The 14,651-nt window shown below is 42.0% G+C and carries 12 protein-coding genes; all 12 read right to left on the minus strand.

The features are described 5' to 3' along the window. Window positions 1-10: 10 nt before the first annotated feature. The 12 genes from pstA to HCJ66_RS06030 all read right to left on the minus strand — a co-directional run bounded on the left by pstA (window position 11) and on the right by HCJ66_RS06030 (window position 14,649). A complete protein-coding gene (gene pstA / locus HCJ66_RS05975; RefSeq protein ID WP_036089747.1) occupies window positions 11-895 on the minus strand; it encodes a phosphate ABC transporter permease PstA in 885 nt (294 codons plus the stop codon). Next, entirely contained in the window at window positions 892-1,812 is a 921-nt protein-coding gene (pstC, locus tag HCJ66_RS05980) for a phosphate ABC transporter permease subunit PstC (protein WP_181677405.1), read from the minus strand. The genes pstA and pstC overlap by 4 nt, the downstream gene beginning before the upstream one ends. A 303-nt stretch (window positions 1,813-2,115) precedes the next feature. Further along, complete coding sequence (locus HCJ66_RS05985) at window positions 2,116-3,021, minus strand: phosphate ABC transporter substrate-binding protein (RefSeq protein WP_187132303.1); 906 nt, start codon at window positions 3,019-3,021, stop codon at window positions 2,116-2,118. Between the two features lie 219 nt (window positions 3,022-3,240). Beyond that, window positions 3,241-5,013, minus strand: a complete 1,773-nt coding sequence (pnpS, locus tag HCJ66_RS05990) for a two-component system histidine kinase PnpS (protein ID WP_187132304.1) — start codon at window positions 5,011-5,013, stop codon at window positions 3,241-3,243. Continuing rightward, window positions 5,010-5,723: a response regulator transcription factor gene (locus tag HCJ66_RS05995; RefSeq protein WP_187132305.1), complete on the minus strand. Its 714-nt coding sequence runs from the start codon at window positions 5,721-5,723 to the stop codon at window positions 5,010-5,012. The genes pnpS and HCJ66_RS05995 overlap by 4 nt, the downstream gene beginning before the upstream one ends. A 301-nt stretch (window positions 5,724-6,024) precedes the next feature. After that, window positions 6,025-7,203: a PDZ domain-containing protein gene (locus HCJ66_RS06000; protein WP_187132306.1), complete on the minus strand. Its 1,179-nt coding sequence runs from the start codon at window positions 7,201-7,203 to the stop codon at window positions 6,025-6,027. Between the two features lie 12 nt (window positions 7,204-7,215). Beyond that, on the minus strand, window positions 7,216-8,667 hold the full coding sequence (gene cls, locus HCJ66_RS06005) for a cardiolipin synthase (RefSeq protein ID WP_187132307.1): 1,452 nt from the start codon (window positions 8,665-8,667) through the stop codon (window positions 7,216-7,218). Window positions 8,668-8,782: 115 nt separating this feature from the next. Then, window positions 8,783-10,150, minus strand: a complete 1,368-nt coding sequence (locus tag HCJ66_RS16315; protein ID WP_187132308.1) for a murein hydrolase activator EnvC family protein — start codon at window positions 10,148-10,150, stop codon at window positions 8,783-8,785. A gap of 132 nt (window positions 10,151-10,282) precedes the next feature. Beyond that, the gene (locus HCJ66_RS06015) at window positions 10,283-11,575 is read right to left on the minus strand and encodes a C40 family peptidase (RefSeq protein ID WP_187132309.1); all 1,293 of its coding nucleotides are present in this window, start codon (window positions 11,573-11,575) and stop codon (window positions 10,283-10,285) included. A 95-nt stretch (window positions 11,576-11,670) separates the two neighbouring features. Continuing rightward, on the minus strand, window positions 11,671-12,558 hold the full coding sequence (gene ftsX / locus HCJ66_RS06020) for a permease-like cell division protein FtsX (protein ID WP_187132310.1): 888 nt from the start codon (window positions 12,556-12,558) through the stop codon (window positions 11,671-11,673). After that, window positions 12,548-13,234: a cell division ATP-binding protein FtsE gene (ftsE, locus tag HCJ66_RS06025; RefSeq protein WP_181677414.1), complete on the minus strand. Its 687-nt coding sequence runs from the start codon at window positions 13,232-13,234 to the stop codon at window positions 12,548-12,550. Before ftsE ends, ftsX begins: the two co-directional genes overlap by 11 nt. 554 nt (window positions 13,235-13,788) lie before the next feature. Continuing rightward, on the minus strand, window positions 13,789-14,649 hold the full coding sequence (locus tag HCJ66_RS06030; RefSeq protein WP_187132311.1) for a YitT family protein: 861 nt from the start codon (window positions 14,647-14,649) through the stop codon (window positions 13,789-13,791). Between the last annotated feature and the right edge of the window lie 2 nt (window positions 14,650-14,651).

Raw genomic sequence — 14,651 nt, forward strand, 5'->3', positions numbered from 1 at the left:
GTCCACCAAATCAGGAAGACGTCATCTTTTTAAATACGTATTTTCCTAGAATGCGGGCTAAAATATTGAAAAGTAGCACGGAAAGAATGAGTACGGCGGACGCTCCCGCTGATACGGCTGCGGCGTCAGGCATGATTCCTTCCCCATTAATTTTCCAAATGTGAACGGCGAGTGTTTCTGCTGGGCGGAAAATGTTCAGCGGTGACGTCGGATTCATTGGATTCCAGTCCCCGAAGTTCAGTGTTGGTGTACTTTGTCCAGCAGTGTAGATTAAGGCGGCTGCTTCACCAAATACGCGTCCTGCGGCTAAAATAACGCCGGTCACGATGGCTGGTAGCGCGGCTGGAACTAGAACCCGTGTTATGGTTTCCCAGCGCGACAAGCCTAGTGCAAGCCCTGCTTCTCGTTGCGTATTTGGAATGGCATTGAGTGCTTCCTCAATAACGCGAATGAGTAGCGGTAGATTAAAGATGGTTAGCGTCAGTGCCCCGGAAATAACCGAGAAGCTCCACCCCATCTGCAACACGAAAATTAAGAAGCCGAACAAACCGACCACGATCGATGGTAAAGAAGACAGGACTTCAATCGTTGTACGGATAAAGTCTGTAATCCAATTTTTGCGGGCGTATTCTGCCATGTAGATACCGGCTCCAAGCGCGATTGGAACGGATAAGATCATCGTGATAAGCAACATGTAAAAGGAGTTCCAGATTTCTGGACCAATCCCACCGCCCGCTTTGAACGATTCTGGTGGCGAGGTTAGGAAATGCCAGCTCAGATGAGGCACGCCTCGAACTAGGATATAGCCAAGTAATCCAGCTAAAATAACGACAATGAGTAGCGCAATCAAATAGAAAACGGAGGTCGCAATCTTATCTTTTGTTTTTACATTCATTTGACTTTCCTCCTACGGCCGATGAAGCGGATCATAATGATAAAGAACAGCGACATTGCCAGTAGCACCATAGCTAGCGACCAAAGCACGTTATTATCAAGTGTCCCCATGACGGTATTTCCCATTCCCATTGTTAAAATACTAGTTAACGTGGAGGCCGGTTCGAATAACGAAGTCGGGATAACCACGGAGTTTCCGATAACCATTTGTACAGCCAGTGCTTCCCCAAACGCGCGCGCCATTCCGAAAACAACGGCGGTCAAAATACCCGGTCGTGCACTGCGCAGAATTACTTTCCAAATCGTCTGCCACCGCGTTGCACCGAGCGCAAGCGAAGCCTCACGATAATGACGTGGTACCGATTGAATCGCATCCACTGTCAAACTGGTCACAGTCGGCAAAATCATGACGGTCAAAACCGCGGTCGCCGCTGCAATCCCAAAACCACTTCCTGAAATATGTTCCCGAATAAACGGAACAACAACGCTGAGTCCGATAAACCCGTAAACAACGGATGGAATCCCCACGAGCAACTCCATCACCGGTTGTAAAATTTTCTTACCAAACTTTGGCGATATTTCCACCATAAAAATAGCAGCGCCAATCGCGAGCGGTGCAGCAATACAAGCTGCGAGTAATGTTACACCAAAAGAACCAAGAATCATCGGCAAGGCGCCAACGAGTGGATTTCCAGCGGCATCTGTTTTGGAAGGGTTCCAATCTGTCCCTGTAATGAAGTCAACAAACGAAACATCATTGACAAAAAAAGTAGCCAGTCCTTTCGAAATAACAAAGAAAAGAATGGATGCTGCTGCAATCACCATGATGCTGATGCAGATAAAAGTTATGATTTTCCCTCTTTTTTCAAGACGGGCTTTTTTGGAAGTTTGCGTTAATGCTTTTTCTCTTGCTTCCACTGCGTAGACTCCTTTCCGATGCTGAGGTTCGTTTCTTCCCAACAACGGGTTTGCGCCCTTAAGAATAGAACATACCCCATATAAATCGGCGACAAGCGCTCGCATTCAGGCAATTTGATAGACTTCCGGTTCTCATGTACAAGTCGTACACTCCGCTTCCGGCTTCCACCAAACAGCCTGAATCCAAACGCTTTCGCTCAATTTGTTTAAAGCACAATCTTCATCCTACCCAACTAGGGTCTGATGCTTCTTACTTTATTCAAAGGTTATTTCTATACTTAAGCGGCTTTCCCAATATATTTTTTATTTAACTTCTGTGATATTTCCTTTAGCATCGCGTTCTACTTTCATTGAGTGAATCGATTGGTAACCAAGTTGTGGCACCAAGTCATTTTGAACGTCTTCGCTCGTGATGTAAGCTAGGAATTGTTTCGCAAGTCCTGTCGCTTCACCGTTTGTATACATATGCTCGTAAGCCCAAATTTTCCAATCGTTTGTTGCTACGTTTTCTTCTTTCGGCTCTACATTATCAAGGGAAAGTCCTTGGATCGAATCGTCAATATAAGAGAAAGCTAGGTAACTGATAGCACCTGGTGTTTCGCTTACGATTTTACGAACGGTACCTGAGGAATCTTGTTCTTGCGCTTTAATTGGAGTCGCGCCATCTAAGCCCCATTTTTCAAAAGTTGCGCGTGTTCCGCTTCCTTCTGCACGATTGATGATGGTGATTTTTTCGTTTTTACCGCCAACATCTTTCCAGTTTGTAATTTTGCCAGTGAAAATGTCGATTAATTGTTGTTTTGAAATATTTTTCACGCCAGCGTCTTTGTTAACGACTGGTGCCATGCCGACAACTGCGACTCTGTGGTCTACTAGTTTAGAAGCATCAACGCCGTCTTTTTCTTCAGCGAAAACATCCGAGTTGCCGATATCTACTGCGCCTTGTTGCACTTGCGTTAGGCCAGTACCAGATCCGCCACCTTGCACGTTGATTTGTGCTTTAGGATTTTCAGCTGTAAATTGTTTCGAAGCAGCTTCGACAAGAGGTTGTAGCGCTGTTGAGCCGACCGCCGTGATAGAACCAGAAACTTCCTTGCTACCTGAATTTCCGTTTGCTTTATCTGATGATGTACTCGAATTCCCACATCCTGCTATAATCATTGTGAATGCTGCAATAACAGCTACTATTCCTAAAAATCTCTTCTTCATAAACTGTAAACCACCTTTTTTATCGATTTAACTTACAAACCTACTATACCTCTTCTGGATTAAGGTGATGTGTAGCTAATGTTAAGAGAATGTAAAGATGATGATTATGTAAATTTCTTTATCAAAAAATGACAAAAAGACCGCAGATTCGGTGGTTAGAAGCTAGATTTTATGTAAAGAAAAACGCAAGCCGCTAAAACTACGACTTGCGTTACATCTTTATTTTCGAAGCGTTACGGTAAAAGTTGTACCTGAACCTTCGATGCTTTCCACTTGAATCTGACCACCACAACTTTCCACGATATGTTTTACGATAGAAAGTCCGAGTCCTGTTCCCCCAGAATGTCGGCTACGTGCTCGGTCAACCCGATAAAAACGTTCAAAAATACGATCAATGTCCTTGACTGGTATGCCGATTCCATTGTCCGTCACCGTGATAGCAATCGTATCATTCGCCTTGTTTTCCGTCACGCCGACTGATACTTTTCCATCTTGTGGCGTGTACACAATCGCGTTTGAAATGAGGTTAATCAATATCTGCTGCAATCGATCACGTTCTGCTTGAATAATAACTGGTGAAGCCAAATTCGGCGGCACAAGCTGAATCCCTTTTTCGAGTGCCATCGAGCGAACCGTATCCATCGTCGTAATCACCACGTCTTCCACATCCACCTGCTCCAAATTCATCGACACATGTTTCTGCTCAATTCGCGATAATTCCAAAATATCCATGATTAATCGGTGTAAACGATCGCTCTCCTCTTTTATTATGGTGAGGAATTTCTTGAGTAGCGCTTCATCATACATCGCACCATCAAGTAGCGTTTCTGCAAAACCTTTCAGCGCGGTTACCGGTGTTTTCAGTTCATGCGACACATTTGCGACAAACTCCGAGCGCACATTTTCCAAACGTCTAATTTCCGTAATGTCATGTAGCAGCAAAATCACGCCCGTTATATTACCCGTTTTTGATAAAATTGGTGAAACGTTAGCGTCTAAAATTAGCTCCCTTGGGAAATAAATCGTAATCTCCTCTTGTTGGAAGACTTTCTGCTCTAAGCATTGATCGACAAGTTGCGTCAAAGCAAAACTTTTCAGAACTTCATAATATGCTTTTCCAGTGAGATCTTTTTCGCCGATAATCTGCTCCATCATTGGATTTGTCATCACAATCAGCTTTCGTTGATCAATCAGCATCACGCCACTCACCAAGTTCTGCACGATGCCGCTTAGTCGTTGCTGATTAAGCTCGATTTCCTGCATCTGCTTCTCTAAACTTTGCGCCAATTGATTCACACTTAGCGATAAATCCTGCAACTCGCCGCTCGTTTTTCCAGTAATTCTGCTGTAATAACGATTGTTCGCCAAGTCCATCGACACGTCGATAATCTCGTTAACTGGTCGCGTAATCCGCCGTGCAATCACTGCACTTATGAAGCCAATAACCACCAGTGCCAACCCAAATATCAAGGTGAGGTTGAGCCATAATTGATGGACTGCTTTTTCGACTGATTCTAATGAAATTGAAATCCGGAGCACTCCGTCCGTTACACCATTATGCGTAATTGGAACTGCTACATATAGCATACTGTAGCCAAGCGTAGAACTTTTTCGCGTGGCTATTCCAACCTCTTTTCCTTGCTTAAGAACTTCCTGCACCTCGGGACGATCCATATGGCTTCCCAAACTGTGCGGGTCTTCCTTCGTATCAGCAACCACATGCCCCGCCCGATCAATGACCGTAATTCGTGCGTCAATTTTATCCTCCAGCGGCTTTAAGTCCGACTGAATTTTATCCGCATCCTGATCTAGATCAACATCTTCCAGCTTCGTCGTTGTCAATAATATTTTCGCGTCATCCTGCAACTGACTTTCTTTCATATGCAAGTAGACGCTCTTCATCAGTTCCCCCGAAAAGAAACCTACAATGACCATGACAATAAAAAATAAGATAAAAAAAGATAGTCCTATTTTCAGCCATAATTTTTTCATGATTTCACGTTCTCCATCTTATAGCCAAAACCGCGAATCGTCTTAATGTACTGCGGTTGCTTCGTATCCGCCTCGATTTTATCCCGCAAATGACTCACATGCACATCCACAATCCGCGTCTCACCAATATAATCATAGTTCCAAACCGCGTCCAGCAACTGGTCTCGCGAAAAAACTTTGCCCCTGTGGTTCGCCAAATATACCAACAACTCGAATTCCTTCGGCGTCAGATCCAGCAATTCATCCTGCAAATACACCTCATAACTCTCCGTCAGAATCTTCAACTCACCAACATGCAAAGCCTTCTCTTTCTGCGTTTCTTCTGGTTCCACGTCCGCCGCTTTCCCAGCACTCCGTCGCAAAATCGCCTTGATTCGCGCCACAACCTCACGCGGGCTAAACGGTTTCGTCAAATAGTCATCTGCACCAAGCTCCAGACCAATAATTTTGTCCAATTCGTCATCTTTTGCCGTCAACATCAAAATCGGCGTCTCCACCTTATCTTGGCGCAACTGCTTACATACTTCAATCCCGTCCATCTCAGGCAACATCAAATCGAGCACAATCAAATCCGGTTTTTCCGCCAAAGCAAGCTCGTACCCTGTTCTACCATCCTCCGCTGTCACTACATCAAAGCCAGCCTTTTCAATGTTAAATTGCAGTAAAGTTACAATAGAAGACTCATCATCTACTACTAAAATCTTGGTCAATGCTCTTTCCTCCCCATTCATAACGCGCGGCCTTTACATTTTCGCCACAACCTTGTTATGTATTCTTCCACTAAAATATAGCACGAATTTCCCTTTTCCGGGTAGAAAACCATCACTCTTAACACAATCTTAAAAATCAGGGGCACGAGAACTACTCATCTCCGTCGTTAAAAGTTCCGTTCCGATGCTCGTGTACAGTCGTACATTCCGCGTCGGTACTCGCTTTTTCCTAGAACCTGGGCAGTTCTCGCAGCCCTGAGTCGCGGTTTTTGGCTACTCGTCATCACAGTTCATCACGTCTTTATTTGGATTCTACCATGAATAGGCCTAATTCGAAGGAGTCTTCTTCATGGATAGCAGTTTGGACGATTCGTGGTTCGCCGTTGTTGTCGCGTACTTTTAGTTTACAGTAGGCTCGGTTTTCGTTTAGCGCCTCATACAAATCTTCGCGGTCCATCACTGGTATGCCATTTACCTCCATTATTACTTCTCCTGCTAAAATTTCCATTCGGCTAGCTGGCGTATTTTTTCGGGCGCCTAAGACTATAATACCGTCCGTTTGTGGTGTAAACTTAAACGCGGCATCCCGTTCCTCGTTACGATGGCGGTAGGAAATCCAGAAACGGCCCGCGATTGCCACGATAAATGCGAGCAAACTCAGAATTGGTATCACAATACTCACAACGCCAAGTAGCGCAATCAAAATTGATAAACTTGTCACTCGAACCGCAATTTTATGCGTGGCTTGTGCCGGTAGCTGGGACTGCACTTGTTGCTGGAACCCGATCACAATTGGCAATACCATAATGGAAAACGTCTGGTTCCCAATTTGAAAAATCGGCCACCAATCAAACAACGCTGCAAAACCGTGTCCTGGAATAAAACAAACGAGTGGTAACAACCATAAACGGCGTAACTGAAATGCGCCAATCCATTTTCCACGGCCACTTTTTCGAAGCATTGGTGAAGCTTGATTTGCCCCTGAGAATTGAATCAAGAATGCCTCTACCGCAAGTAATAATGCCAATACAAACACGATGACAATCATGAAATTATCAATATACAAATCACGAATCGGCAACATCCAATCCTCAAACGGCGCCAACTGCCAATCAAAATAATAGGCCGCATAATAAACAAGACTAGCAATGCCAATCGTATAGGCAGTCGAAGCCATCCGAAATAGCCCAACTAATAGCAACACAATGAGGACAACATTGAATATCACTATCCATCCAATCGTCAACGTAAAGCCTACAAACACCATGATAATCGAGAGTGCCACACCAAAAACTATCCCTAATCCGAAGAATCCTTTTAGTTCCTGCCAAGGTGAATGTATCCGCACATGAAAAGATTTCCGTTCCCATTTTATCCGATTAAACCCAGCAATAATCGCTATCAATATCGACACATATAATGCCGGTTGCACCAAAATACTGCCAAGTCCTTTTACAACTTCTACTATTATTGTCTCCATCTTATCCACCTCTTATAGTATCGGAGAAAGTAGCCGCGACACCGCCTCTTTCACTTTTATCCAAAACGATCGCTCTGCATACAGCTCTTCCGTCAACTGATATGATTTTAAAATATCTTGCAGAAAAATATCTTCCAACTTTTGCGCAATCTTCTTCTCATACATAAACGCATTCACTTCAAAATTTAGTCTAAAACTGCGAAAATCCATATTAGCCGTTCCAACTGAGGCAATTTCCCCGTCTACAACGAGCGTTTTTGCATGAATAAAGCCATTATCATAAATATAAACTTTGGCACCACTCTCAATCAATTCCCCACAATAACTCGTCGTGGCGCGGTAAACAAAGGCATGATCCGGCTTATTTGGAATCATCAAACGCACATCCACACCCGCCAGCGACGCAATTTTAAGCGCCTCTAGCAAACTCACATCAGGAATAATGTACGGAGACTGCAAATAAATCGATTTCTTCGCCGAATTTATCATTTTGATATAACCATTCTTGATTTGTTGCCATTCCGTATCAGGACCACTCGACACAATCTGCATACTCGTCTGCCCTTTACCATGAAAACTTGGAAAATAGCGCTTTTGGTAATCCAACTTCTGACTCGCGGATGATGCAGAGTTCCAGTCCATAATATAGCGCGTCTGCATCGCAAAAACAGCTTTTCCACGAACACGCAGATGCGTATCACGCCAATATCCAAAACTAGCATCAAGCCCTAAATACTCATCGCCAACGTTGAATCCCCCAATATAGCCAATTTCTCCATCGATAATCGCCAGTTTACGATGATTTCGATAGTTCAGTCGGAAATTTATCAACGGTAATTTCGAAGGGAAAAACGGCCATACTTTGACACCATTCTGCTTCAGTTTAGTCCAAAAAGCTTTTTTCGTCGTCCGGCATCCCATCGCATCATAAATCACACGGACGTCAAGCCCTTCCTCCGCCTTTTTAATCAACGCTTTCTGCAAACGATTCCCCAGCATATCCGAATGAATAATGTAATAAATCAAATGAATATGATCCGTCGCCATCTCGATATCTCGCATCAACGCATCAAACTTCTCATGCCCATCTGTGAAAATCGTCACTTCATTATCCTGCGTCAAAATCGCGCCATCGTTCACCAATAATAAATATATTAAATCCCGATGTTTCGCTACATTTCGATCGCTAAAAGGAAATTCTTGCTGCCTAATCATGCTAATCTGATTATCCGTTGACTCTCGCAATCCAATTTTCTCCTGTCCCTTCCAGTCAAAAATTTTGCGATGTGAGAGCTTTCGGCCGAATATTAAATATATAATAAATCCAAGAACAGGTATGAAAGTCAGGACAAGTAACCAAGCCCATGTTGCCGATGTGTCGCGTCTTTCTAAAAACACCATCACAGCTGCAAAAAATAGATTGATTACTAGCAAAACAATCAGTATTCCCGCGATAATCCCCATAATGTACCTCCCAATAATAATGCTACCTTTTTATCATATCATAAATTCAGAGTTAAGTATTGCCTTAGTATCATACAAAAACTCGGCTACCAATAGCGGTTAGCCGAGTTTGATATTAGATATAAGGAGTTGGATCTATAGGAACACCATTTTTATGAATCTCAAAGTGAAGATGTTGCCCCGTTGATTGACCAGTCGAGCCCATCATGCCGATGCCTTGCCCTTGAGAAACGCTTTGTCCTGCAACGACTTGCAAGCTTCCCGCTCTCATATGACCGTACAATGTTTGATAGCCATTACCATGATCCACTTCAACAACATACCCGTAGCCGCCATAACCGCTACCAGGAGCACCGAATCCAGAGAAAACAACCGTTCCGCCAGCAGCTGCATAAATCGGTACACTACCGCCCGCAGCAATATCTTGCCCTTTATGGGATTCATGTTGGCCAGTTACTGGATTTGTTCTATCGCTAAATCCAGATGTTAAGATTCCTGCTGCTGGTTTAATGAACATGCCAGTTTGAGAACCAGCACTAATTGATGGAATGGAAACTGGTGGCGCTTCTTCTTGTGTTGTAGCAGCCGCTGTTTCTGTCCTCGTAACAACTTTCGATCTAGCTTGTGCAGCTGCTTCTCTGGCTTCTCTTGCTGCCCGTTCTTCACTTGCTTTACGCGCTGCAGCCAATTGTTGCTGTGCTTGGCGATTTTTCTCTGCTTGAATATTCCCAGCAATTGCTTGTTCATTCGCTGCTAATTCACCTTGTTGAGCCAACAAATCATTCTTTTGTTGCTGTGTTAGATCTTTTTCAGCAGCAATGGCTAAGATCAGTTCATCTTTTTGACTTTTTTGGCTCTCTAAGTTGTTTTTAGAAAGCGCGATTTCAGTGGATAGCTTCTTCAAACCCGCCAATTTCTTCTCTGTTTGCTTTTGCTTTCCATTTAGCGCGTCCTCATCCTTTTTCTGATCATTCATAATATCTTTATCCGCGTTGACAAGCGTCGATACCATCGTTGCGCGATCAATAAAATCGCTGAAATTATCAGATGCTAAAATAACATTCATATACTCTTGACCGTTTCCATTCACTTGAATAGCACGTGCACGATCTTTCAATAAATTAAGGCGATCATCAATGCTTTTTTGTAGCACGATGATTTCATTTTTCAGCTTACTTACTTCCGCATTCGTTACAGCTACTTCTTGCTGCTGCTTTTGCAATTTTTTATTCGTTTCCGTAATGCTTTTCACTAAGCTCTCTAGTTCAGCAGCTGTTGTTTGTTGCTTTCTTTCAAGAATCGATACTTCATGATTCTTCTCGTCAATATGATTATCTACCGCAGATCGCTGTTGCTGGATTGCTTGTTGTTGTTTCTGGAGTTCATTTAAATCAGCAGCCTTGACATTGGTCGGCACTGTACTAAAAAGACCAACTGCTACAGTTATTGCAAGACTGTTTACGAGTAATTTCTTATATGCCATCTATTGTTTCCTCCTAGATCAGATTCATATATTACTATTTTTTCCATTTGTTGAGGTAGAAAAAAAGTACCCTCGTAAATAATCATACAAAGGTACTTTTCTATTTTCAAAAACACTTGTTATATTTTAGAATTAAAAGTTAGCTACGCGACCAAAACCTACAAGAGATTGAGCCCAGAAACTGCTTGAAAGGCTATCAATTTTAACGCCGTCATTTTGCGCGTTAATCATTTTGCCTCCACCAATGTAGATACCCACGTGAGCAATCCCACTACCATAGCTGAAGAATACTAAATCGCCTGGTTTTGCTTGGCTTGAACTAATTTTAGTCGATGCTGCATATTGAGCACCTGACGTTCTTGGAAGGGAGATTCCAGCTGAACGGAATGCATAAGAAGTGAATCCAGAACAGTCAAATGAACCTGGTCCAGTTGCTCCTAGTGAATATGGTTTACCTAGTTGCGCGTAAGCTGCTGAAATCATTGCATCATAACCAGAACCTGTTGGTGCTGCAATATTATTATTTGTTGAGCTAGAAGTATTTGATGATGATGATTTTTTCGCCGTAGTGCTTTCAGATTTAGAACTGCTATCATTAGACGCATCATTAGAAGAAGATGCTACAGATGAAGATTCATTTGAAGAACTTGAACTTGCATCTGATGATGATTCAGCTTTCTTTTCTGTAGTAGCTGCAACTGGTTGAACAGTTGTTGCTTCTTTCGCTGCTGCTGCACGAGCTGCTGCTGCTGCTGCTTCTCTGTCACGTTGCGCGATTAAAGTAGATTTTTCTTGTTGTGTAGTTGCTTGTTGTGCTGCCAATTGTGCTACAACAGCTTCTTTCTCAGCTTTTTGGGCTTCGATTTTATTTTGTTGTTCTTCATAACTTGCAATTGCTTTTTGTTGTTTTTCTTGTTCTTTTTTAACAGATGCAGATTTTGATTTCAAAGCATCTTCGTCTTTTTGTTGCTCATCAAGAATAGCTTTATCAGAATCAACAATTGTGTTTACTGCAGATACACGATCCACTAAATCGCCAAAGTTGTCTGCACTTAGAACAACGTCAAGATAAACGTTTGAGTTTGAGTTTACTTGCATAGAACGAGCACGCTCTTTAAGCACTGCTTCACGTTCTTTAATGCGTGAGTTAATAGCTGCAATATCAGCATTTAATTTCTTTAAATCTTCTGCTGATTTGTTGAAGCTCGCTTGTAGTTCTTTCGATTTCGCTTGCGCTGATTCTAATTTCGTTACTAAAGATGATAGATCAGCTTGTAAATCAGCTTTCTTAGATTTAAGGTCGTTTAGTTTTGCGTCCTTCTGTTGGATATCTGTGTTAACGTCCGCAAATACATTTGTTGTAAAAACCGGTGATAAACTGATTACAGCTGCCATTGACGCAGCGATTAAAGTATTTTTTTTCAAAGATTTTACCTCCTAAAAAGCTCCCTAGGCTTTTCTTTCATAGAATTTTTTTTATTTTTTAGAATGCGTTCATTCCTCTGATACGCATTTAATTGTTAAACTTTCAAGAATCTACGGATGGATATTGCGCTTCCCCATATACCAATCAATACTCCAATAGCAATGATTAGCCCTGATATTTCATACATGAATGGGCTTGGTGCTAATAAGGAAAGGTTAGTGCCTTCTCCAAGTCTTGGGTTGATAAGATTGTAAGTGTTAATGTAACCTACAAATGTTAGTATCACTGGCACAATAGATCCTAACAGACCTAGCCAAGCGCCTTCTAACACGAACGGCCACCGGATAAACCAGTTTGTCGCCCCTACCAACTTCATAATCTCAATCTCGGTTCGACGCGAGTAAATCGCAATCTTAATCGTATTGGAGATTAGGAACATGGCTGTTAATAAAAGACCAGCACTTAATATGATACCAGCATATCGTCCCCATTTCAAGACATTAAACAATTTATCTACTGTTTTTTCACCATAGTTCACTTTTGCGACATATTTCATTTCCTGAATCTCGGATGCAACTTTGGCCGTTTCACTCGGCTCCTTCGCTTGAACAATGAACACATCGTAAAGTGGATTATCTTGTTGGAACAACTCGAAATCCTTACCATATGTAGAGACTAACTTCTCCATTTGCTCATCTTTGGAAGAAAATGTGACACTATCGACGCCGCTAAGCTCTTCGATATTGGCTTTTAATTCATCCTGTTGATCTTTTGTCGCAGTAAGTTGGATATGCACGTTAATTTCAACGTCATTCTCCACATCATCTGCTAACTTGTTCATGTTCATCATAATTGCGAAGAACACACTGACTAAAATCAAAGTTACTGTTACCGCACTAGCTGCAGCGAATGTCATCCAACCGTTACGATAGAGACTCTTAAAGCTCTCTTTAAAATGTCTACCTACTGTTCTAAATTTCATAGCCATAATCTCCTTGCTGTTCATCCCGAACGATTCTGCCGTTTTCAATAGCGATTACACGGTGCTTCAGAGTATTAACAATCTCTTTATTGTGTGTCGCCATCACGATTGTCGTTCCGCGATTACTTATTTCTTCAAGGATATTCATGATTTCCCATGAAGTATCAGGATCGAGGTTCCCAGTTGGTTCATCTGCAATTAAAACCTGTGGCATATTTGCAATCGAGCGAGCAATCGAAATCCGTTGTTGCTCACCGCCAGACAACTCATCTGGTAGCATTCTGACTTTATGTTTCAAATTAACTAGGTCAAGCACTTCCATGACACGGTCTTTGATGACTTTCGGATCTTCTTCTACTACTTCCATCGCATAAGCAATGTTTTCATAAACGGTTTTGCTTGGAAGCAATTTAAAATCCTGAAAAACAACACCGACATGTCTTCTTAAAAATGGTACTTCGCGATTCTTCATATTGAGTAAATCAAATTTACCAACATTAATCGTTCCTTTTGTCGCTCGCTCTTCGCGGTATATCATCTTGATAAAAGTCGATTTACCAGCACCACTCGGCCCTACGACATAAACGAATTCTCCCTGGTCAATCCGAATGTTCAATCCATTCGCGGCTGTAATACCATTGGGATACTTCTTGTAGACATCTTCCATAATAATCATTTTATCACCTAACTATGCCTTTCTTAAATCAAGTTCGAATGATATAACGTGTAAGATAACCCGAATTGTACAATGAAGTCTCAAGCAAGACTCACCATTTTTGCTGAAGCACTTGAAGTCACAACGCATAGTACAATTATAACACTTCAATCTTTCAGGTTCAGGTTAATTAGGTTACAGTTATATTTCAACCAATGACAAGTTTTATTTTATTCGCAACATACTTATTTACATTTCATTTTAATCGTTAAAAATCTTACGTCATTCTCTTTCTGTAAAAGACCATAAAAAAACGTGCCCGAATTTCCGCACTGTTTTACTACTCTCCTATTGTACCGCGTTTTCCAGTGAATTAACATTACAGGGATATTAAAAATAGTTACAGTGAAATCAATTGGAATAGACCACTTCCGTCACCCAAATTCCTTCCTAGGTACTCTGAATTAACTTCTTGTTACACAACTGTTATACAAAGCATACTCTATTTTAAAAACTGTATTACAAAAAAGCAACATTAACATAATCGGTCAATGCTGCTCTATTTTATGGTCTAACTATAGATTGAAGCCCTCTCCCATAACCTCACTTGCGCTCATAACAACCACAAATGCGTTTGGATCGATCTCTTTTATAACCCCTTTTAGCCTTGAAAATTCTGACTGAGCAATGACACACAACAAAATCTGTCTATCATCTTCTGTGTAACCACCTTTTGCCGATAGGCGTGTAATGCCTCGATCAATTTTGTAAAGGATGGCGTGACGTATCTCATCTTGTTTTTCAGAAATAATAAGCACGGTTTTCGATTGATTGAGCCCGACTTGAACAAGGTCAATCGTTTTACTCGTAGCGAACAAGCCGATAAGCGCGTATAACCCCGACTCGATATCAAAAACAAACATAGCCGCAATAACGACAAATCCGTCAATCAGCGCCACACAAATGCCCAGCGAAAGATTCGTGAATTTGTGTAAAATTTGGGCGATAACATCCGTACCGCCAGTCGATGCTTTACCCCTGAAAACAATACCCAGACCCATCCCAACTAGCACACCACCAAATAATGCAGCAACAAGTGGTTCATGCGTCCAAACCGCCCAATCCGATGTCAAATAAACGAATAGTGGCATAATCATCGTGCCAACAAAGGTTTTAATACCAAACTGATAGCCTAAGAAAAATACCCCTGCAAAGAATAGCGGGATGTTAAAAGCCCATTGAATATAAGCAGGCGTCCATCCTGTTAAATAGTTAATAATCGTACTAATCCCGCTCACACCACCAGAAGCAACATGATTTGGAAGTAGTAATACATTAAATGCTACAGCAATAATGAACGCGCCTAAAATAACATTGACATACTCCATCGCCTTCGCTAATTTAGGCGTCAGTTTACGCCGTTTGACTTGTTTCATCT

Origin of the sequence: Paenilisteria portnoyi (genome assembly GCF_014322795.1) — a bacterium.
In the GTDB taxonomy this organism is placed as follows: Bacteria; Bacillota; Bacilli; order Lactobacillales; family Listeriaceae; genus Listeria_A; species Listeria_A portnoyi.

Bases quoted from the DNA above. Each gene is read 5' to 3' on its own strand.
- pstA (WP_036089747.1), bottom strand. From the start codon at position 895: ATGAATGTAAAAACAAAAGATAAGATTGCGACCTCCGTTTTCTATTTG.
- HCJ66_RS05985 (WP_187132303.1), bottom strand. From the start codon at position 3,021: ATGAAGAAGAGATTTTTAGGAATAGTAGCTGTTATTGCAGCATTCACA.
- pnpS (WP_187132304.1), bottom strand. From the start codon at position 5,013: ATGAAAAAATTATGGCTGAAAATAGGACTATCTTTTTTTATCTTATTT.
- HCJ66_RS06000 (WP_187132306.1), bottom strand. From the start codon at position 7,203: ATGGAGACAATAATAGTAGAAGTTGTAAAAGGACTTGGCAGTATTTTG.
- cls (WP_187132307.1), bottom strand. From the start codon at position 8,667: ATGGGGATTATCGCGGGAATACTGATTGTTTTGCTAGTAATCAATCTA.
- HCJ66_RS16315 (WP_187132308.1), bottom strand. From the start codon at position 10,150: ATGGCATATAAGAAATTACTCGTAAACAGTCTTGCAATAACTGTAGCA.
- ftsX (WP_187132310.1), bottom strand. From the start codon at position 12,558: ATGAAATTTAGAACAGTAGGTAGACATTTTAAAGAGAGCTTTAAGAGT.
- ftsE (WP_181677414.1), bottom strand. From the start codon at position 13,234: ATGATTATTATGGAAGATGTCTACAAGAAGTATCCCAATGGTATTACA.
- HCJ66_RS06030 (WP_187132311.1), bottom strand. From the start codon at position 14,649: ATGAAACAAGTCAAACGGCGTAAACTGACGCCTAAATTAGCGAAGGCG.